The 18,153-nt window shown below is 75.7% G+C and carries 19 protein-coding genes; 14 read left to right on the forward strand and 5 right to left on the reverse strand.

The annotated features are described in order from the left end of the window. The first annotated feature begins 90 nt into the window (after positions 1-90). The 12 genes from hisD (at position 91) to hisF (ending at position 10,176) form a co-directional block, all read left to right on the forward strand. Positions 91-1,413, forward strand: a complete 1,323-nt coding sequence (gene hisD / locus ACZ6Q9_RS14135) for a histidinol dehydrogenase (RefSeq protein ID WP_393454766.1) — start codon at positions 91-93, stop codon at positions 1,411-1,413. Then, a complete protein-coding gene (locus ACZ6Q9_RS14140; protein ID WP_396827439.1) occupies positions 1,410-2,480 on the forward strand; it encodes a histidinol-phosphate transaminase in 1,071 nt (356 codons plus the stop codon). Before hisD ends, ACZ6Q9_RS14140 begins: the two co-directional genes overlap by 4 nt. Positions 2,481-2,535: 55 nt before the next feature. Next, complete coding sequence (hisB, locus tag ACZ6Q9_RS14145) at positions 2,536-3,147, forward strand: imidazoleglycerol-phosphate dehydratase HisB (RefSeq protein WP_088999256.1); 612 nt, start codon at positions 2,536-2,538, stop codon at positions 3,145-3,147. A 58-nt stretch (positions 3,148-3,205) separates the two neighbouring features. After that, entirely contained in the window at positions 3,206-3,379 is a 174-nt protein-coding gene (locus ACZ6Q9_RS14150) for a hypothetical protein (RefSeq protein WP_350709335.1), read from the forward strand. Between the two features lie 100 nt (positions 3,380-3,479). Beyond that, on the forward strand, positions 3,480-4,112 hold the full coding sequence (gene hisH, locus ACZ6Q9_RS14155) for an imidazole glycerol phosphate synthase subunit HisH (protein WP_396827437.1): 633 nt from the start codon (positions 3,480-3,482) through the stop codon (positions 4,110-4,112). A 36-nt stretch (positions 4,113-4,148) separates the two neighbouring features. Next, a complete protein-coding gene (locus ACZ6Q9_RS14160) occupies positions 4,149-4,472 on the forward strand; it encodes a hypothetical protein (RefSeq protein ID WP_357693329.1) in 324 nt (107 codons plus the stop codon). 16 nt (positions 4,473-4,488) lie between these two features. Further along, positions 4,489-5,214: a bifunctional 1-(5-phosphoribosyl)-5-((5-phosphoribosylamino)methylideneamino)imidazole-4-carboxamide isomerase/phosphoribosylanthranilate isomerase PriA gene (gene priA, locus ACZ6Q9_RS14165; RefSeq protein WP_350709329.1), complete on the forward strand. Its 726-nt coding sequence runs from the start codon at positions 4,489-4,491 to the stop codon at positions 5,212-5,214. Then, positions 5,211-5,600, forward strand: coding sequence for a RidA family protein (locus ACZ6Q9_RS14170; protein WP_357693332.1), 390 nt, complete (start codon positions 5,211-5,213; stop codon positions 5,598-5,600). The genes priA and ACZ6Q9_RS14170 overlap by 4 nt, the downstream gene beginning before the upstream one ends. A 90-nt stretch (positions 5,601-5,690) precedes the next feature. Further along, the gene (locus ACZ6Q9_RS14175; RefSeq protein WP_396827434.1) at positions 5,691-8,486 is read left to right on the forward strand and encodes an AAA family ATPase; all 2,796 of its coding nucleotides are present in this window, start codon (positions 5,691-5,693) and stop codon (positions 8,484-8,486) included. Between the two features lie 46 nt (positions 8,487-8,532). Next, positions 8,533-8,706: a hypothetical protein gene (locus ACZ6Q9_RS14180; protein ID WP_393454772.1), complete on the forward strand. Its 174-nt coding sequence runs from the start codon at positions 8,533-8,535 to the stop codon at positions 8,704-8,706. Further along, a complete protein-coding gene (locus ACZ6Q9_RS14185; RefSeq protein WP_396827432.1) occupies positions 8,703-9,269 on the forward strand; it encodes a hypothetical protein in 567 nt (188 codons plus the stop codon). The genes ACZ6Q9_RS14180 and ACZ6Q9_RS14185 overlap by 4 nt, the downstream gene beginning before the upstream one ends. 139 nt (positions 9,270-9,408) lie before the next feature. Next, entirely contained in the window at positions 9,409-10,176 is a 768-nt protein-coding gene (gene hisF, locus ACZ6Q9_RS14190; RefSeq protein WP_393262708.1) for an imidazole glycerol phosphate synthase subunit HisF, read from the forward strand. Positions 10,177-10,202: 26 nt separating this feature from the next. Here hisF and ACZ6Q9_RS14195 read toward each other — a convergent pair whose 3' ends face one another. Both ACZ6Q9_RS14195 and yczE read right to left on the reverse strand, forming a co-directional pair. Continuing rightward, complete coding sequence (locus ACZ6Q9_RS14195) at positions 10,203-10,664, reverse strand: hypothetical protein (RefSeq protein ID WP_393262706.1); 462 nt, start codon at positions 10,662-10,664, stop codon at positions 10,203-10,205. Between the two features lie 99 nt (positions 10,665-10,763). After that, positions 10,764-11,417, reverse strand: coding sequence for a membrane protein YczE (gene yczE / locus ACZ6Q9_RS14200; protein ID WP_393262703.1), 654 nt, complete (start codon positions 11,415-11,417; stop codon positions 10,764-10,766). Between the two features lie 58 nt (positions 11,418-11,475). On the opposite strand from yczE, the gene yczR reads away from it, so the two are divergent. Continuing rightward, positions 11,476-12,933 carry a MocR-like transcription factor YczR gene (gene yczR / locus ACZ6Q9_RS14205; protein ID WP_396827429.1) on the forward strand — a complete coding sequence of 486 codons (1,458 nt, stop codon included), beginning with the start codon at positions 11,476-11,478 and terminating at the stop codon, positions 12,931-12,933. A 50-nt stretch (positions 12,934-12,983) separates the two neighbouring features. Continuing rightward, complete coding sequence (locus ACZ6Q9_RS14210; RefSeq protein WP_396827427.1) at positions 12,984-14,267, forward strand: low temperature requirement protein A; 1,284 nt, start codon at positions 12,984-12,986, stop codon at positions 14,265-14,267. 93 nt (positions 14,268-14,360) lie between these two features. Here ACZ6Q9_RS14210 and ACZ6Q9_RS14215 read toward each other — a convergent pair whose 3' ends face one another. From ACZ6Q9_RS14215 to ACZ6Q9_RS14225, 3 genes are all read right to left on the reverse strand, one after another. Beyond that, positions 14,361-16,187 carry an AMP-dependent synthetase/ligase gene (locus ACZ6Q9_RS14215; protein WP_396827426.1) on the reverse strand — a complete coding sequence of 609 codons (1,827 nt, stop codon included), beginning with the start codon at positions 16,185-16,187 and terminating at the stop codon, positions 14,361-14,363. Positions 16,188-16,326: 139 nt separating this feature from the next. Further along, a complete protein-coding gene (locus ACZ6Q9_RS14220; protein ID WP_393262695.1) occupies positions 16,327-17,277 on the reverse strand; it encodes a terpene synthase family protein in 951 nt (316 codons plus the stop codon). A 125-nt stretch (positions 17,278-17,402) separates the two neighbouring features. Further along, entirely contained in the window at positions 17,403-18,032 is a 630-nt protein-coding gene (locus tag ACZ6Q9_RS14225) for a TIGR03085 family metal-binding protein (protein ID WP_357701640.1), read from the reverse strand. Positions 18,033-18,153 lie beyond the last annotated feature (121 nt).

Consider the following 18,153-nt stretch of genomic DNA (forward strand, 5'->3'; position numbering starts at 1 on the left):
GATCCCGGCGCGGCGGCGTGTCCCGGCTCACCGTCCCGGCGTACGGGCGGCAGCGGTCGGTGTCCGGGCCGGCCGCCTAGACTCGCAAGGGTGTTGAACCGGATCGACCTGCGCGGCGGCGTCCGCGACCCGCGCCGCCTGCTGCCCCGTGCCCAGCTCGACGTCTCCGTGGCCGTCGAGAGGATCCGCCCGCTCGTGGAGGCGGTCCGGGAGCATGGCTACCCGGCGATCCGGGAGGCCAGCGAGCGCTTCGACGGGGTCTCGCCCGAGGTGCTGCGGGTGCCCGTCGAGGCGATCGCCGAGGCGGAGGGGACCCTCGACCCCGGGGTGCGTGCCGCGCTCCTGGAGTCGATCACGCGGGCCCGCAAGGTGCACGCCGACCAGCGGCGCACCGACCACACCACCCAGGTGGTGCCGGGCGGCACGGTGACCGAGCGCTGGGTGCCGGTCGACCGGGTCGGCCTCTACGTCCCCGGCGGCCTGGCGATGTACCCGTCGACCGTGGTGATGAACGTGGTGCCGGCCCAGGCGGCCGGGGTCCGCTCCCTGGTCGTGGTCAGCCCGCCGCAGAAGGACAACGGCGGCCTGCCCGATCCCCGGGTGCTCGCCGCGTGCGCCCTGCTCGGCGTCGACGAGGTCTACGCCGTCGGCGGCGCCCAGGCCGTCGCGATGCTCGCGTACGGGGCGGCCGTCGACGCCGGGGGCAGCGCGCACTGCGACCCCGTCGACATGATCACCGGCCCGGGCAACATCTGGGTGACCGCCGCCAAGCGGCTGCTGCGCGGCGTCGTCGGCATCGACGCCGAGGCCGGCCCGACCGAGATCGCCATCCTGGCCGACGACACCGCCGACCCGGCGCACGTCGCGGCCGACCTGATCAGCCAGGCCGAGCACGACCCCCTCGCCGCCAGCGTGCTGGTCACCCCGTCGGTCGCGCTGGTCGACGCGGTCGAGCGGGAGCTGGCCCGGCAGGTGCCGGCCACCAAGCACGCCGAGCGGGTCACCACCGCGCTGACCGGCGAGCAGAGCGGCGTCGTCCTGGTCGACGACCTCGACGCCGGGCTGCGGGTGGTCGACGCCTACGCGGCCGAGCACCTGGAGATCCAGACCCGGGACGCCCGCGAGTGGGCGCTGCGCGTGCGCAACGCCGGGGCGATCTTCGTCGGCGCCTGGTCGCCGGTGTCGCTCGGCGACTACTGCGCCGGCTCCAACCACGTGCTGCCCACCGGCGGCTGCGCCCGGCACTCCTCCGGGCTCTCCGTGCAGTCCTTCCTGCGCGGCATCCACCTCGTGGAGTATTCGCAGGAGGCGCTGCGCGAGGTGGCCCCGCACGTGGTCACCCTCGCCGGAGTGGAGGACCTGCCCGCGCACGGGCAGGCGGTCAGCGTGCGCTTCCCGGGGACGGCGTCGTGAGCGGGCTCGACGACCTGCCGATCCGGGACGACCTGCGCGGGCTCACGCCGTACGGGGCGCCGCAGCTCGACGTCGCGGTGCGGCTGAACACCAACGAGAACTCCTACCCGGTGCCCGAGCCGGTGGTGGACGCCATCGGCAAGGCCCTCGCGGCGGAGCTGCGCGACCTCAACCGCTACCCGGACCGCGACGCCGTGGCGCTGCGCGCCGACCTCGCCGGCTACCTGGGCCACGGGCTCACCGTCGAGCAGGTGTGGGCGGCCAACGGCTCCAACGAGATCCAGCAGCAGCTGCTCCAGGCGTTCGGCGGGCCGGGGCGCACCGCGCTCGGCTTCACCCCGGCGTACTCGATGCACCCGCTGCTGGCGCTCGGCACCGGCACGCGGTGGGTGCCGGCCCGGCGCGGCGTCGACTTCGGGCTGACCGCCGACGAGGCGGTCGCCCAGGTCCGCGCGCACGCCCCGGACGTGGTCTTCCTCTGCTCGCCGAACAACCCGACCGGCACGGCGCTCGACCCGGCCGTGGTCGCCGCCGTGCTGGACGTCGCGCCCGGCATGGTCGTCGTCGACGAGGCGTACGCCGAGTTCGCCCGCCCCGGCACGGTCAGCGCGCTGGCGGTGCTGCCCGGGCACCCGCGGCTGGTGGTGACCCGGACGATGAGCAAGGCGTTCGGGTTCGCCGGCGGCCGGCTGGGCTACCTGGCCGCCGACCCGGCGGTGGTGGCGGCGGTGCAGCTGGTCCGGCTGCCTTACCACCTCTCGGCGCTGACCCAGGCCGCGGCCCGGGCGGCGCTGGCACACCGCGACGCCCTGCTCGGCACGGTGGCCGCGATCATGCAGCAGCGCGACCGGATCGTGGCGGAGTTGCGCGGCCGGGGGCTGTGGGTCGCGGACAGCGACGCCAACTTCGTGCTGTTCGAGGTCGGGGGCGACCAGGCCGTCGCCTGGCGCACCCTGCTCGACGCCGGCGTGCTGGTCCGCGACGTCGGCCTGCCCGGCTGGCTGCGGGTCACCGCCGGCACCCCCGCCGAGACCGACGCCTTCCTCGCCGCCATGGAGAAGATCTAGTGGGAGCGCGAGGAACGAGCTCGCCAGCCCCGCAGTCGCGACCGAAAGGCAAGCAATGAGCCGGACCGCCCGGGTGGAGCGGATCACCAAGGAGACCAAGGTCCTCGTCGAGATCGACCTCGACGGCACCGGCCGGGCCGAGATCGGCACCGGGGTCGGCTTCTACGACCACATGCTGCACCAGATCGCCCGGCACGGCGGCTTCGACCTGACGGTGCGCACCGTCGGCGACCTGGAGATCGACGCCCACCACACGATGGAGGACACCGCGCTCGCCCTGGGCGCCGCGTTCGACCAGGCGCTGGGCGACAAGGCCGGCATCCGGCGGTACGGCTCCGCCACCGTCCCGATGGACGAGGTCCTCGTCCGGGCCGCGGTCGACCTCTCCGGCCGCCCGTACGTGGTGCACGACGAGCCGGCGCTCGCGCCGTACATCGGGCCGGTCTACCCGACCAGCATGACCCGGCACATCTGGGAGTCCTTCGGCCAGGCGGCCCGGATCACCCTGCACGTGGACGTGCTGCGAGCGGCCCGCCCCGGCGGGCACCCGGACGCCCACCACGTGGTGGAGGCGCAGTTCAAGGCCGTCTCGCGCGCGCTGCGCGAGGCCACCGCGATCGACCCGCGCGCGGCGGGCGCGATCCCCAGCACGAAGGGTGCTCTCTGATGGGCGCGAGGAGGGCGGCACGGCGGAGTCCCGCAGCCGCGGACGGAGGGCGGAGCTGATGGGCGGGGTCCTGCCGACGTTGCTGCTGATCCTGGCCGGTGTGCTGGTGGGCGGCACCTGGTCGCTGCACAAGCAGGGCGCACCACGTGGCGCGGTGGTCGTGACCGCGCTGCTCGCCGTGCTGGCCACGGCCGGCGGCGTGCTCTGGCTGCTGCCCGGGGACGGCTCGTGAGCCGGCGGCTCGGTGGCGGCATGAGCGAGCGTCAGCGAGCGAGTCATCAGTGCGGCGCCGTGGTGCCTCATGCCGCCACCGAGCGAAGCGAGGTGGCGGCATGAGCAACGTGGTGGTGCTCGACTACGGGTCGGGCAACCTGTGCTCGGCGGAGCGGGCCCTGGCCCGCGCCGGCGCGGACGTGACGGTGACCGACGACCTGACCGCCGCCGCCGAGGCGGACGGCCTGGTGGTGCCGGGCGTGGGCGCGTTCGCCGCCTGCATGGCCGGCATCGAGGCGCTCGGCGCCGGGCCGGTGATCGCGGAGCGCGTCGCCGCCGGGCGTCCGGTGCTGGGCATCTGCGTCGGCATGCAGGTGCTCTTCGAGCACGGCGACGAGCACGGCGTGGTGACGAAGGGCCTCGGGCTGCTCCCCGGCGGGGTGACGAGGCTGGCCGCCGACCGCCTGCCGCACATGGGCTGGAACACGGTGTCGGCGCCGGCCGGGTCGGTGCTCTTCGCCGGGCTGCCCGCCGACAGCCGGTTCTACTTCGTGCACTCGTACGCCGTCGGCGACCCGGGGGCGCTGGCCGCCGCCGGCGCCACGGTCACCACCGCCCACCACGAGACGGACTTCGTGGCGGCCGTGGAGCGGGGTGCGCTGTGCGCGGCGCAGTTCCACCCGGAGAAGTCCGCCGACACCGGTGCCGCGCTGCTGGGCAACTGGCTCGCCACGCTGTCGACCGGTGACTGAGCGCCCGTCCGCCTCCGTCCGCCGGCGGGGCACGCCGTGAGCAAGGAGCGGGCCCGTCGCCGGGCGGCCCGGGAGGCCGAGGCGGCCCGGGAACGGGTCGTCCGGGAACGGCGGGCGGCCCGGCGGGAGCGCCGGCGGGCGCTGGTCCGCCGGATCACGCCCGCGCTGCGCCGGCGGCGTACCGGCCGGCTGCCCCGGCACAGCCGCGGCGAGCGGGCCGCGATCGTGCTGCTGACCCTGGCGGCGATGGTCCTGATCTGGTCGCTCGTGGACGACCTGGCGCTACGGATCGCGCTGGTCGTGCTGTTGCTGCTCGTACTGCCGGCGATCGTGGTGATCGCCCTGGACCGTCGCACCTGACCCGAGGAGAAGAATCGTGAGCCTCACCCTGTTGCCCGCCGTGGACGTCGCCGACGGCCAGGCCGTCCGGCTCGTGCAGGGCGCCGCCGGCAGCGAGACGACGTACGGCGACCCACTGGAGGCCGCGCTGGCCTGGCAGCGGGACGGTGCCGAGTGGATCCACCTGGTCGATCTCGACGCGGCGTTCGGGCGGGGTTCCAACGCACACCTGCTGGCCGAGGTGGTGCGCCAGCTCGACGTGAAGGTGGAGCTTTCCGGCGGCATCCGGGACGACGAGTCGTTGCAGGCCGCGCTCGGTACCGGCGCGGCCCGGGTGAACATCGGCACCGCGGCCCTGGAGGACCCGGTCTGGTGCGACCGGATCTGCGGCGAGTACGGCGACCGGGTGGCGATCGGGCTCGACGTGCGGGGCCGTACCCTCTCCGCCCGGGGCTGGACCCGCGACGGCGGCGACCTCTACGAGGTGCTGGAGCGGCTGGACAAGGCCGGCGCGGCGCGGTACGTGGTCACCGACATCACCAAGGACGGCACCATGCGCGGGCCGAACCTGGACCTGCTGCGCGAGGTCTGCGCGCGCACGGACGCCCCGGTGATCGCCTCCGGTGGCGTCTCCACCCTGGACGACCTGCGGGCGCTGGCCACCCTGGAGCCGATCGGCGTGGAGGGCGTGATCGCCGGCAAGGCGCTCTACGCGGGCGCGTTCACCGTCGCGCAGGCGTTGGACACCCTGGCCGCGGCGTGACCGCCACCCGGCTCGGCTCCGGCGGCCCCTGGGAGGCCGTGTACGGCTACTCCCGGGTGGTCCGGGCCGGCGACCTGGCCTGGACCGCCGGGTGCACCTCCACCGTGGACGGCGTGGTCACCCACGTCGGGGACGCGGCGGCGCAGACCGCGCAGGCCCTGCGGATCGCCCTGGACGCGCTCGCCGAGGTCGGCGCGGCGCCCGGCGACGTGGTCCGCACCCGGATGTACGTCACCGACCGCGCGTACGCCGACGAGGTGGGCCGAGCCCACAACGCGGTCTTCGGAGCGGTCCGCCCGGCCGCCACGATGGTGGTGGTCGCCGGCCTGCTGGATCCGGACCACCTCGTCGAGGTGGAGGTGGAGGCGTACCTCGGCGACCGCTGAGCGCCGCCGCGGCATCCCGCTCCGGACGGCCGGGCGCGACCCGCCGTCCGGTCCTCGACCGACCCGGCCCGCCGGTGCCAGACTGACCCGGTGAACGGGGCGGCCGTCGGTCGGGACGCGGTAATCGACCGCGCCTGGCGGGCCCTGGACGAGGGCCGGTCGGTGCTGGTGGAGGGCCCCGCCGGGATCGGCAAGACGGTCGTGCACCGGGCGCTGCTGGCCGCGGCCGGCCGGGCCGGCTGGCTGGTGCTGGCCTGCGCGCCGACGGAGACGGAGGCGGCGCTGCCGTTCGCGGCGCTCGCCGACCTGCTGGCCCCGCTCGCCGCCCGGGTGCCCGAGCTGCCCGCGCCGCAGCGCGCGGCGCTGGGCGGGGTGCTGCTCGCCGGCGACGAGGTGGCGCAGCCGGTCGACGAGCGGACGGTGGGCGCGGCCACCCGGTCGCTGCTGGACGCCGCCGCCGACCCGGCCGCGCCCCGGCTGCTGCTGGCCGTCGACGACGCCCCGTGGCTCGACCCGCCGAGCGAGCGCGCGCTGCGGTTCGCGGTGCGCCGGCTGGTGCCCCGGGTCGCCGTACTGGTCACCGCCCGCGCCGCACCCGCCGGGACGGAGCCGGCCCCGCTCGGGCTCGACCGCGGCGCCGGACTCGACCGGGTGGCCCTCGGCCCGCTCGGGCTCGACCGCGGCGCCGGGCTCGACCGGGTGGCCCTCGGCCCGCTCGGCGTGGGGGCGCTGCACCACGTGCTGCGCACCGAGACCGGGACGGCGCTGCCCCGGCCCCTGCTGGTGCGGATCGCCGAGACGGCCGGGGGTAATCCGCTGCTCGCCATCGAGTTGGCCCGGGCGGTCCTCCGGATGCCGCAGCTGCCGGCGCCCGGTGCCGACCTGCCGGCCGCGCCGTCGCTGCGGCAGCTCGTCGCCGAGCGGGTGGCCGCCCTGCCGCCGGACACCCGGCACGCGATCCGGCTGGTCGCCCTCTCCGGCCTGCCCACCGTGGCGGGGCTGGCCCGGGCCGGGGTCCCGCCGGCCGCCCTCGACCCGGCCGAGGAGGCCGGCCTGGTCGCGGTGCGCGGGGAGGAGGTCGTGTTCACCCACCCCGTCTACGCGGCCGCCGTCCGCGACGACGTGCCGCCGGGGGTGCGCCGCCGGTCGCACCGGCTGCTGGCCGACACCGCGACCGACCCGGACGAGCGGGCCCGGCAGCTGGCCCGGTGCGTCGCCGGCCCCGACCCGGCGGCGGCGGCCGAGATCGCGGCGGCCGCCGCGCGCCAGCGCAGCCGGGGGGCGCCGGAGACGGCGGCCGGGCTGTACGACAGCGCGGCCCGGCTCGCCCCGCCGGGCGCGCCCGGCGGGCACACGCGGTGGCGACTGGCCGCCGCGGAGTGCCGGTTCGACAGCGGCGACTACCCGGCCGCGAAGGCGGCTGCCGACCGCGCGGCCGAGGAGCTGACCGGGCCGGCGCGCGCCGAGGCGCTGCTGCTGCGGGCGGTCGTCGCGTGGAGTTCCGACGAGCCGCCGGAGGTGGTTCGGGCGGCGGCCGACCGGGCGCTCGACGCCGCCCCGGCCGGCTCGTCGCTGGCGGGGCGGATCCACGCGCATCTCAGCCTGTTCCGGGACGCGCCGGACCCGGCCCGGCGGCACGCGGAGGCGGCGGTCGCCCTGCTGGCCGACCGCCCGGCCGACCGCCCGGTGCACGCCGCGGCGCTGCTGCTGCTCTTCTTCAACGAGGTGCGCGCCGGGCTGCCGGCCCGCGTCGACCTGCTGGACCGGGGGCTGGCGCTGGAGGGGGAGGAACCGTCCTGGCTGGCGGGCATCGTGCCGGCTGCCTGGTGGAAGGCGGTGGACGAGCACGGGCGGGCCCGCGACCGGCTGCACCGGATGCTGGCGCGGGCCGCCGCCCGCGGCGACGAGCCCTCCCAGCACGAGCTCCTCTGCCACCTGGGGGAGACCGAGCTGCTCGCCGGGCGGTATCCGGCCGCCGCGGCGCACATCGCCGCCGCCCGCGAACTGGGCGAGCAGTACGGCGGCGACTCGGCCGGCGAACGCTGGCTGGACGGGCTGCTCCGCGCGTACCGGGGCGAGCTGGCCGAGGCCGCCCGCGTCGCCGAGGACGGGCTGCGCCGGGCCGCCGAGCTGGACGACCGTTGGCGGCGGCGGATCTACGCCCAGCTGGCCGGCTTCGCCGCGCTGACCGGTGGCCGGCTGCCGGCGGCCGCCCGGCACTACGGCGAGCTGGCCGCGACCGTCGACGAACTGGGCCTGGTCGAGCCGATCGCCCAGCGCTTCGAGCCGGACTGGCTGGAGGCCTGCGTCGGCGCGGGTGACCTGGCCACCGCCGAGGCGGTGCTGGACCGGCTGGCCGCCCGGCACCGGCGGCTGCCGCGGCCGTGGACCAGGCTGGGCCTGGCCCGTAGTCGGGCCCTGCTCGCCGGCGCGCGGGGCCGGGACCCGTCGGACGCCCTGGCGGAGCTGGCCGCCGCCCGGGCCGCGGTGCCCGCCGACGTGCTGCCCCTGGACCGGGCCCGTTGCCTGCTGGTGGCCGGGGTCGCGTACCGGCGGGTGCGGCGCCGCCGCGAGGCGCGGGAGGCGCTGGTCGCGGCGGCTGCCGAGTTCGAGGCCCTCGGGGCGGTCGCCCTGGCGGCCCGGGCCCGCGCGGAGGCGGGCCGCACCGGGGGCCGCCCGCCCGCGCCCCGCCAGCTCACCGGCACGGAACGCGAGGTGGCCCGGCTCGCTGCCGCCGGCCGCACCAACCGCGTCATCGCCGACACGCTGTTCATCAGCCCGAAGACGGTCGAGGCCAACCTCGCGCGGATCTATCGCAAGCTCGGGGTCGCCAGCCGTGCCGAACTCGGTGCCGCGATGGCCCGCGCGGCCGACGGCGAAGGGTAGGGAAACACCCGATTACCCCGGCGTCGGGCGGGCCTAGCGTCGACGCATGGCCACTCGACTCTTCGTCCTCGAACGCTACGACCGCGTTCCGGGGGAGTGCGCCGACGTGCCGGTCGGCGCGCTGAGCACCGGCGTCACCCGGCTGCGGGGCGCGCTGCGGATCCCGGCCGACGACGTGGCGCTGGCGCTGGTCGACCGTGACCGGCTCCGACCGTCATGAGGAGGTACGTCGAGGTGGAGCAGATCCGTCGTCACCGGCGGTCCGTGCTGCTGCTGGCCGGGCTGCTCGCAACGGCCGGGCCGGTGGCCGGCTGCGGGGGTACGGAGGAGACCCCGCCCGTCGCCGGTGTCGAGGCGACCCGGGAGGCGGTGGTCACCGGGACCACGGCCGCCGAGCCCTCCCCGACGCCGGCGGCGTCGGCCCCGGACCCGTGCGCGCTCGTGTCCCGGCGGGAGGCCGAACAGCTCGCCGGCACCCCGCTGGAGGAGGGCCAGCCGGTGCGCGAGACCTGCACCTACACCGGGCCGACCAGCGGGCCGACGGCCCAGGTGGAGATCTTCGTGGGCGAGGGCGCGAGGAAGTTCCTGGACATCGAGCGGGACCTCGGCCACGAGCTGCGGCCGCTGGCCGGGGTCGGCGACGAGGCGTACGCGAGCCACGAGGCCGTCTTCGTGCACCGGTCGGGGGTCTGGGCGTCGGTGCGCCTGGTGCGGCTCAACGACCCGGCGGAGAACCGCGCGCCGCTGGAGCGGGTGGCCCGCACCGTGGCGGGACGGCTCTGAGCGGGTGGGCGGATGCTCGTCCGGGCGTGCGGACGGGCACCTCCGGACGCCTCCGCTGGGGCAGGGAACCCGTGTCTGCGGCGGTGGTCGGCCTCACAGGGCCGGTCAGCGCCGTCACCGGGAAGGATAGGCTCGCGGCATGACGGTGGCGGTACGCGTGATCCCGTGTCTGGACGTGGACGCCGGGCGGGTGGTCAAGGGGGTCAACTTCCTCGACCTGCGCGACGCCGGCGACCCGGTGGAGCTGGCCGCGGCGTACGACCGGGCCGGCGCGGACGAGCTGACCTTCCTCGACGTCACCGCCTCCTCCAGCGACCGCGGCACCATGCTCGACGTGGTCCGCCGCACCGCGGAGTCGGTCTTCATCCCGCTGACCGTCGGCGGCGGCATCCGGCAGGTCGCCGACGTCGACACCCTGCTGCGGGCCGGCGCGGACAAGGTCGGGGTGAACACCGCCGCGATCGCCCGCCCCGAGCTGATCGCCGAGATCGCCGACCGGTTCGGCAGGCAGGTGCTGGTGCTCTCGCTCGACGTGCGGCGCGCGCCGGCCGGCACCACGCCCAGCGGCTTCGAGGTGACCACCCACGGCGGCCGGCGCGGCACGGGGCTGGACGCGGTCGGGTGGGCCCGGCGGGGCGCCGAGCTGGGCGCGGGGGAGATCCTGCTCAACTCGATGGACGCCGACGGCACCAAGGCCGGCTTCGACCTCGAACTCATCGGCGCGGTGCGCCGGGTGGTCGACGTGCCGGTGGTGGCCAGCGGTGGCGCGGGCGAGGTGGCGCACTTCGCGCCGGCGGTCGGCGCCGGCGCGGACGCGGTGCTCGCCGCCAGCGTCTTCCACTTCGGGGAGCTGACCGTCGCCGAGGTCAAGGACGCGCTGCGCGGAGCAGGCCACCCCGTCCGCTGACCGAAGGCCTGGGGCGTCGGCCGGGGTCAGTCCGGGCGGGACCGGTTCTCCGGGGAGCGCCGGGGTGCCGGGATCGACCGCACCACGTATTCCTGCACGGCTGCGGCGTGCTCCTCCTCGTCGAGGTGCCACTCGGCGCTGACCGGGGTGTGGCGCCGGCTGAGCACGCCCTGCACCGTGTCCACCGTCGTGGCCAGCCCGGCGCTCGGTCGGGTGCGCCAGAGCCGCTCACCGTCGGCGGTGATCCGGAACCAGCCGTCGGCGACGCTGACCAGCCCGGCCCCGACGAGCCGGCGGACCGCCACCTCCACCTCGTGCCGCTCGGGGATCGCCTGGTTGAGGTGGTCGGCGGTGGAGAGCACGTCGGCGAGGCGCACGCCCTCGGGCCGGCGGCTGGACGCCGCCCGGCGGTGCCGGCCGGCACCGCTGGCGATCACCAGCGAGACGAAGATCCAGGCGTCGGTCCAGCGCCAACCGTTCTCCCCCATGCCAGGATTCTGCCGGGCGTGGCGGCCGAAGGGAACACCGACGCCGCGCCGGCGTCCCGGAACAGGGGTTCGTGGCCGTCTGCGCTGCGGTGGGACCGGTCAGGTCGCGGGGAGCGGTTCGACGCGGCCCGGGGCGACCTCCGCCGGCTCGGGGACGGTGAACAGCGGCAGGAAGACCTGGGTCAGCGGGCCGATGGCGAGGGCGTAGGCGACCGTGCCGACGCCGACCGTCCCGCCGAGCAGCCAGCCGAGCGCCAGCACCGTGACCTCGATGACGGTGCGGACCAGCCGGATCGACCGGCCGGGCCGCCGGGCGACGTAGCCGGTCATCAGGCCGTCGCGGGGGCCGGGGCCGAGGCGGGCGCCGATGTAGAGGCCGGTGGCCGCGCCGTTGGCCACGATGCCGGCCGCCAGCAGCCCGATCCGTACGCCGAGTGGCCCGCCGGCCGGCAGCAGGGCCAGCGTCGCGTCAACCACCAGCCCGATCACCAGGACGTTGCTCACCGTGCCGAGGCCGGGGCGCTGGCGCAGCGGGATCCAGAGCAGCAGCACCAACGCGCCCACCGCGATGGTGACCGTGCCGAAGGAGAGGCCGGTCAGCTCGGCCAGGCCCTGGTGGAACACGTCCCACGGGTCGAGGCCCAGCCCGGAGTTGATCATGAGGGCCATGCTCACGCCGTAGAGGACGAGCCCCGCGTAGAGCTGGGTCAGCCGCCGCGCGGGACGATGCCGGAGATTGCCAATCGCTGCCACTCATGCCACTCTAGGGTCCAATTGGCGGGATGGAAGAGCCAATATCGGAGGGGTGGCCATGACGAGTCAGGTTCGGGGTGCTCAATTGGCTCGGCTTCTCGGCCAGTGGCATGCACTTCCGGGCCGCCGTCGCAGCCCCGACTACGCCGCCCTGGCCGGTGCCGTGCGGGGCCTGCTCGCCGACGGCCGGCTGCCGCTGGGCGTCCGGCTGCCGGCAGAGCGGGAGCTCGCCGAGGCTCTGAAGATCAGCCGGACCACCGTCACCGCCGCGTACCGGGAGCTGCGGGAGAGCGGCCACCTGGCCAGCCGGCGCGGTGCCGGCAGCTGGACCATGCTCCCGGGCACCCACCGGGTGGCGAGCACCGGCCTGTGGACCCCGCTGGACGACCGGGACATGATCGACCTCGGGGTGGCCGCGCTCGCCGCCCCGCCGGAGTTGCTGCCGGCCGCCCGGGCCGCCGCCGAGGACCTGCCGCGCTACCTGGGCGGCGCCGGCTACCACCCGACCGGGATCATCGAGCTGCGCGAGGCGGTGGCCCGGGCGTACACCGAGCGTGGCCTGCCCACCTCGCCCGACCAGATCATGGTCACCAACGGCACCCAGCACGCGCTGGACCTGGTGCTGCGCCTGTCGCTCGCGCCGGGCGGCAACGTGCTGGTCGAGGCGCCCAGCTACCCCAACGCGCTGGCCGCGCTGGCCGCCCGGCGAGCCCGGATCACCACCCACGGCCTCGCCGTCGACGAGCCCGGGTGGGACGCCGACCTGCTGCTCGGCAGCCTCCGCCAGGCCCGGCCCAAGCTGGCGTACCTGATCCCGGACTTCCAGAACCCGACCGGCCACCTGATGCCGGCGTCGCTGCGCGAGCGGGTGGTCGGCACCGCGCACGCCGTCGGCACCGACCTGGTCGTCGACGAGTCCTTCGTCGACCTGCCCCTGGACGGGACGGTGCTGCCCCCGCCGACCGCCAGCTTCGACCGGCACTCCCGGGTGGTCACCATCGGCGGGATGAGCAAGCCCTTCTGGGGCGGCCTGCGGATCGGCTGGGTCCGCGCCTCGGCCCCGCAGGTGCAGCGGCTGGCCGCCGCCCGGGTCGGCGTCGACATGGCCAGCCCGGTGCTGGACCAGCTGGTCGCGGTCCACCTGCTCGCCGACGCCCCGGCGATCGTCGCCGCGCGCCGGGCGCAGCTCACCGCCCAGCGCGACGCGCTGCTGGCGGCGCTGGCCGAGCGCCTGCCCGAGTGGCGGGTCACCGTGCCGCACGGCGGAGTGACCCTGTGGGCCGAACTCGACGGCCCGATCTCCAGCGCGCTCGCCCGGGCCAGCGAGGAGGTCGGCGTACGGCTGGCGCCCGGCCCCCGGTTCGGCCTGGACGGCACGCTGGAGCGCTTCCTGCGGCTGCCGTTCACCCTGCCCGCCGCCGACCTCGTCGAGGCGGTCGGGCGGATCGCCGCCGTCCGGTACGACCTGGACCGCGGCGGCCGGCCGCAGTGGCGGGAGCCGGCCGTCATCGCCTGACCCCGGGACGCCGGGACACCCCACCGCGGGCGGCTGCCAGACTGTGCGCCGTGGCGACTGGTAGTACGACGCGGCGCGCGCCGCGCATGCGGGTCATGCGGGAGGGGTCCACCGTGACCCCGCTCGAACTCTTCTTCGATCTGGTCTTCGTCTACGCGCTCACCCAGGTGACCGCCCTGATGGCCGACGACCTCACCGGGCGTGGGTTGCTGCGTGGCCTGCTGGTGCTGGCCCTGCTCTGGTGGTGCTGGTGCTGCTACGCGTGGCTCGGCAACACGGTCCGGGCCGACGAGGGCGTGGTCCGGGTGGCCCTGTTCGCGGTCATGGCCGCCATGTTCGTGGTCGCGGTGACCATCCCGGAGGCCTTCGACGACCTGCCCGGCGGGCTCTCCGGGCCGGTGGTCTTCGCCGCGTGCTACCTCGTCGTGCGGGTGCTGCACCTGGTGATCTACTGGCACGCCGCGCGCGGCGACGAGGGGCTGCGCCGGCAGTTGCTGCGGGCGGTGCTGCCCATGCTGGGCGGGGCGCTGCTGCTCTTCTCCGCCGCGTTGCTGCCGCAGCAGCTCGCCGACGACCCGGCCCGGGCCTCCACCATCCGTACGGCGCTGTGGGTGCTCGCGCTGGCCGTGGACTACGGCGGGATCATGGCCATCGGCGCGGATGGCTGGCGGATCTTCTCGGCCGCGCACTGGACCGAGCGGCACGGGCTGATCATCATCGTGGCGCTGGGGGAGTCGCTGGTGGCCATCGGCGTCGGCGTCACGCACCTGCCGATCTCCTGGCCGATCATCGTCGCCTCCGTGCTGGCCATCACCGTGACGGCCGCGTTGTGGTGGGCGTACTTCGACGTGGTGGCCATCGCGGCGGAGCAGGTGCTGCACCGGGCCGAGGGCGCGGCCCGCGCCGCGCTGGGCCGGGACTCGTACACGTACCTGCACCTGCCGATGGTGGTCGGCATCATCCTGCTCGCGCTCGGCTTCAAGAAGGTCCTGTCGTACGTGGGCGACGGCAGCGCGCACGACCTCACCGACCCGCTGCACGGCCTGGGCCTCTACGCCCTCTACGGCGGGGTGGTGCTCTACCTGCTCGGGCACCTGGGCTTCCGGCTGCGCAACATGGGCTCGGTGAACTGGCCACGGGCGGTGACGGTGGTTCTCCTGGTCGCTCTCGTGCCGCTGGCCGACCGGCTGCCGGCGCTGGCCGCGCTCGCGGTGCTCGCCGTCGTCTGCGTCGGCATGGTGGCGGCCGAGGTGCGGCTCTTCGGCGAGGACCGGCGAGCCCTGCGGGACGCGTCGCTGACCGCGCACGGCGCCGGGCCCGAGCCCGGCCGCTGACCCCTCAGAGGCAGAGCAGACGAGGTGGCGGGGCCGCCACCTGTGACGGTCGGCGGCCCGCGCCTGGCCGGGCGGGCCGCCGACGCGGCGTGCTCAGAGTTCGGCGAGCGTGCCGGCGTACATCTTCTCGATCTCGGCGGCGAAGTTGCTCTCCACCCCACTGCGCTTGATCTTGAGTGACGGGGTGATCTCGCCGTCCTCGATGGTCAGGTCGCGTGGCAGGATGGCGACCTTCTTGATCGTCTCCCAGCGGTTGAGCTTGGTGTTGAGCTCCGCGACGTACCCCTCGACCATGGCCTGCGCCTCGGGCGAGGCGACGATCTCGGCGTAGTCGCGGCCCTCCAGCGGGGTGCCGGCGGCCCAGCCCCTGATCGCGTCCGGGTCCAGCGTGACCAGCATCGTGCAGTAGTTGCGGGCCTGGCCGATCACCACCGCCTGGGAGGTGTACGGGCAGGTCGCCTTGAACATTCCCTCGATGTGCGAGGGCGCGATGTACTTGCCGCCCGAGGTCTTGACCAGGTCCTTCTTCCGGTCGGTGATCTTCAGGTAGCCCTCGGCGTCCAGCGTGCCGATGTCACCGGTGCGGAAGTAGCCGTCCTCGGTGAACGCGGCGGCGGTCTCCTCGGGCAGGTTGTGGTAGCCGCGCATGACCGGCCGGCCGCGGACGAGGATCTCGCCGTCGGTGTCGATCCGGCACTCCAGATCGCCCAACGCCTTGCCGACGGTGCCGATCCGCAGCCCGTCCGGCGGGTTGACGAAGTTGCCGGCGCTGGTCTCGGTGAGGCCGTAGCCCTCGGAGATCGGCAGGTTGGCGGCGGCGAAGAAGGTGGCGATCTCCGCGCTGAGCGGTGCGGCGCCCGAGACGAGCACCCGGATCCGGCCGCCGAGGCGGGCCTGGAGCTTGCTGAACACCAGCTTCTCGGCCACCGCGTACTTCAGCCTCAGCCCCGTCGGGACCGGCCTGCCGGCCTGCTCCAGGGCGACCCTCTCCTTGCCGACCCGCACGCCCCAGGCGAAGATCTTCGCCTTCGCGCCGCCGGCGTCCTGGGCCGTGGTGACCGCCTTGTTGTAGACCTTCTCGAAGACCCGCGGCGCGCCGCACATCAGCGTCGGCTTCACCACCCCGAGCAGCTCGACCAGCTTGTCCACCCGCCCGTCGACGTACGTCGGCAGGCCCACGTGGATCACCCCGCAGAGCAGCGTCTTGCCGAACGAGTGGGACAGCGGGAGCCAGAGGTACTGCAGGTCGTCGTCGCGGAGCAGCCCCAGCTCGGCCTGCGCCACGCCCTCCCAGCACCAGCCGCCGTGCAGCAGCTCGACGCCCTTCGGGCGCCCGGTGGTGCCGGAGGTGTAGATCAGGGTGGCCAGGTGGTCGGGGCCGATCCCGGCGACCAGCATCTCGATCAGGTCGGGCTCGGCGGCCAGCGCCCGGGCACCCTGCTCCTCCAACTCGGCGAGGGTGAGCTGCGGGACGGCGGCGGACGGGTCGGCCGCGCCGTCGAAGAGCACCACGTGGGTCAGGGCCGGCAGGTCGGCTCCGGCGATCTTGGCGGCCTGGGCCGGGTTCTCGGCGAACAGCACCCGGGAGCCCGAGTCGGCGATGATGTAGGTCGCGTCCTCCGGCTCGGTGGTGGGGTAGACGGTGGTGGTCGCGCCCCCGGCACACATGATGCCGAGGTCGGCGAGCACCCATTCGAGCCGGGTGTTGGCCAGAATCGCCACCGGATCCTCCTGGCCGACGCCGAGCCCGTGCAGCCCGGCGGCGACCGCCTTGGCGCGGCGGGCCACCTGCGCCCAGGTCAACCAGACCGGCCCCGAGTCGTCGGAGGCCGGGTGGGCAAAGGCGTCGCGGTCGGGGGACGCCGCCACGCGCTTGAGGAACATGTCCGGGATGGAGCGGTACGGTACATCGAGAGCCATCGCTGTAGCCGCCTTCGGGGGTGGAGGCGTGACGGTCGTCACGTCAGTATTCGTTACCGAAGAGTATTGCCTGCACCCCGGGCGTCGGCCAGCCCCGGTCGATCACGGCTGGGCCACGTCCCCGGGACCTGGGGCGCCCTCAGGCGTACCGGGCGGCCCGCAGCGACCAGTCGTAGGTGGCCCGGATCCAGTTGCGGCGGGCGAACACCGCCGGTCGCAGGCCCTCGTCGCCGGCGGCCAGCAGCGCCGACTCCGTCGCCAGGTAGGCCGCCAGGGACTCGTTGAACCGGTCGGCCGCCGCCCGGAGGGCCGACGGCTCGTCGCCGCCGGTCCGCCCGGCGGCGATGACGGCCACCAGGTTGTGGCCGTCCGGCTGGGCGAGGTTCTCCTTGCCGTACGAGAAGACGTCGTTGCACCAGCAGACCAGGTCGGCGGCGAGCAGGTCGAGCGTGACCAGCGCGGGCTCGGCGCGTTCGGCCGCCCCTGGCCGACCGCCGGCGGCCAGTTCGGTGAGGGTGAAGCTGGGGTGGACCGCGCCGGTGTGCCGGCGCATCTGGACGTACTCCGCCAGCTCCGGCACCCGGCCGTGCTCGCGGTTCGCGGCCTCCCAGAGCAGCGCCAGCAGGTACTCCCGCACCTGGCTGGTGAAGCGCAGCAGCACCGCCGGCGTCCCGGCGGCGCGCACGCGCCGGCACAGGTCGGCCAGCGCGTCGCCCAGCGGGCCGGCGGCGCCGGCGGGTGCCACCGGGTCGCCGTGCCGGTCCAGCACGTCCAGCATGGCGGCAACCGTCGGCGCCAGCCGGGTGGGGCCGTCGCCGAGGCCGTCCTCGTCGCAGGCGTCGTCCATCACGAACAGCCAGGAGATCAGGTCGGCGAGCAGGCGCAGCCGGTCGACGGGCCCCTCCGGGCAGGCCCGACCGGCGAGGCCGGCGGCGTCGGCCCGGCGCAGCCGGTGCAGCCGGTGCCCGTTAGCGATCAGGCCGTGGCCGAGCACCCACTCGGTGCTCTCCTGTGCCACCTGGTCGGTGGCGTCGTGCCGGCGCGCGGGAAAAGGGGGTTCCCGCAGCGCCGAGAGCGCGAAGGTCCGCATGGCGCCCCCTGTCGCGCCGCCCCCGGGCGGGACGGCGCGGGACAGCGTACGGGAGAGGGGATCGGCGGCGGTCGTTGGGTAGAGGCAGCCTGCCGGAGAGATCGTGACCACTTCCGTACAGTCCGTTACATGCCCAGGTGGGCGTTGCGCAGCCGGTCGGCCAGCGCCGTCGGCCCGTCGACCTGCACCCGGGCCACCCGCTGCCGGCCGGAGAGGAACAGGACCAGCTCGCCGGGCGCCCCGACCACGCGGACGGGCTCGCCGCCCCGGCCGACGGAGAGCGCGCCGTAGCCCGGCGCCTGCACGAAGACGTCGGCCGGGAACCGACGCAGTGCCAGCCGGGCCAGCCCGGCGGCGCGCGTCCACAGTGCCGCCTGGAGCCGGGCCGCCAGGTCGCGCGGAAGCCAGCCCGGGCGGGCGCGGCGCACGTCCTCGTGGTGGATGAAGAACTCCATCGTGTTGGCCAGCTCGTCGGTCACCGGGTTGCTGACCGGGCTCCACACCGGTGGCCGGCGCACCTGCTCGACCAGGCGGGGCCAGGGGCGCGCCGCGATGCGCCGGCGCACCCGCTCGGCGTACCCGCGCAGGGGTCGCAGCAGGATGCCGCCGGCGGCGTCCGGGCGGCGCTCACGCAGCACCAGGTGGGCGGCGAGGTCGCGGGTCGTCCATCCCTCGTTGACCGTCGGGGCGTCCGGTCCCAGCGTGAGCATCAGGTCGGCGAGCGCCTCGCGCTCCGATCGGGCGTACCGCGGCATGGCATCGATCGTAGGCGCGGACGCCCGGGTCGGCGCGCCGGCGCGGCGGGTCGGCCGTGACGGCGGACATAGCGGCCCGGGGCGGCGGAGCCGGCCCCGACCGGTAAGGATGAGGGAGATA

It is taken from the genome of Micromonospora sp. NPDC049139 (assembly GCF_055586845.1).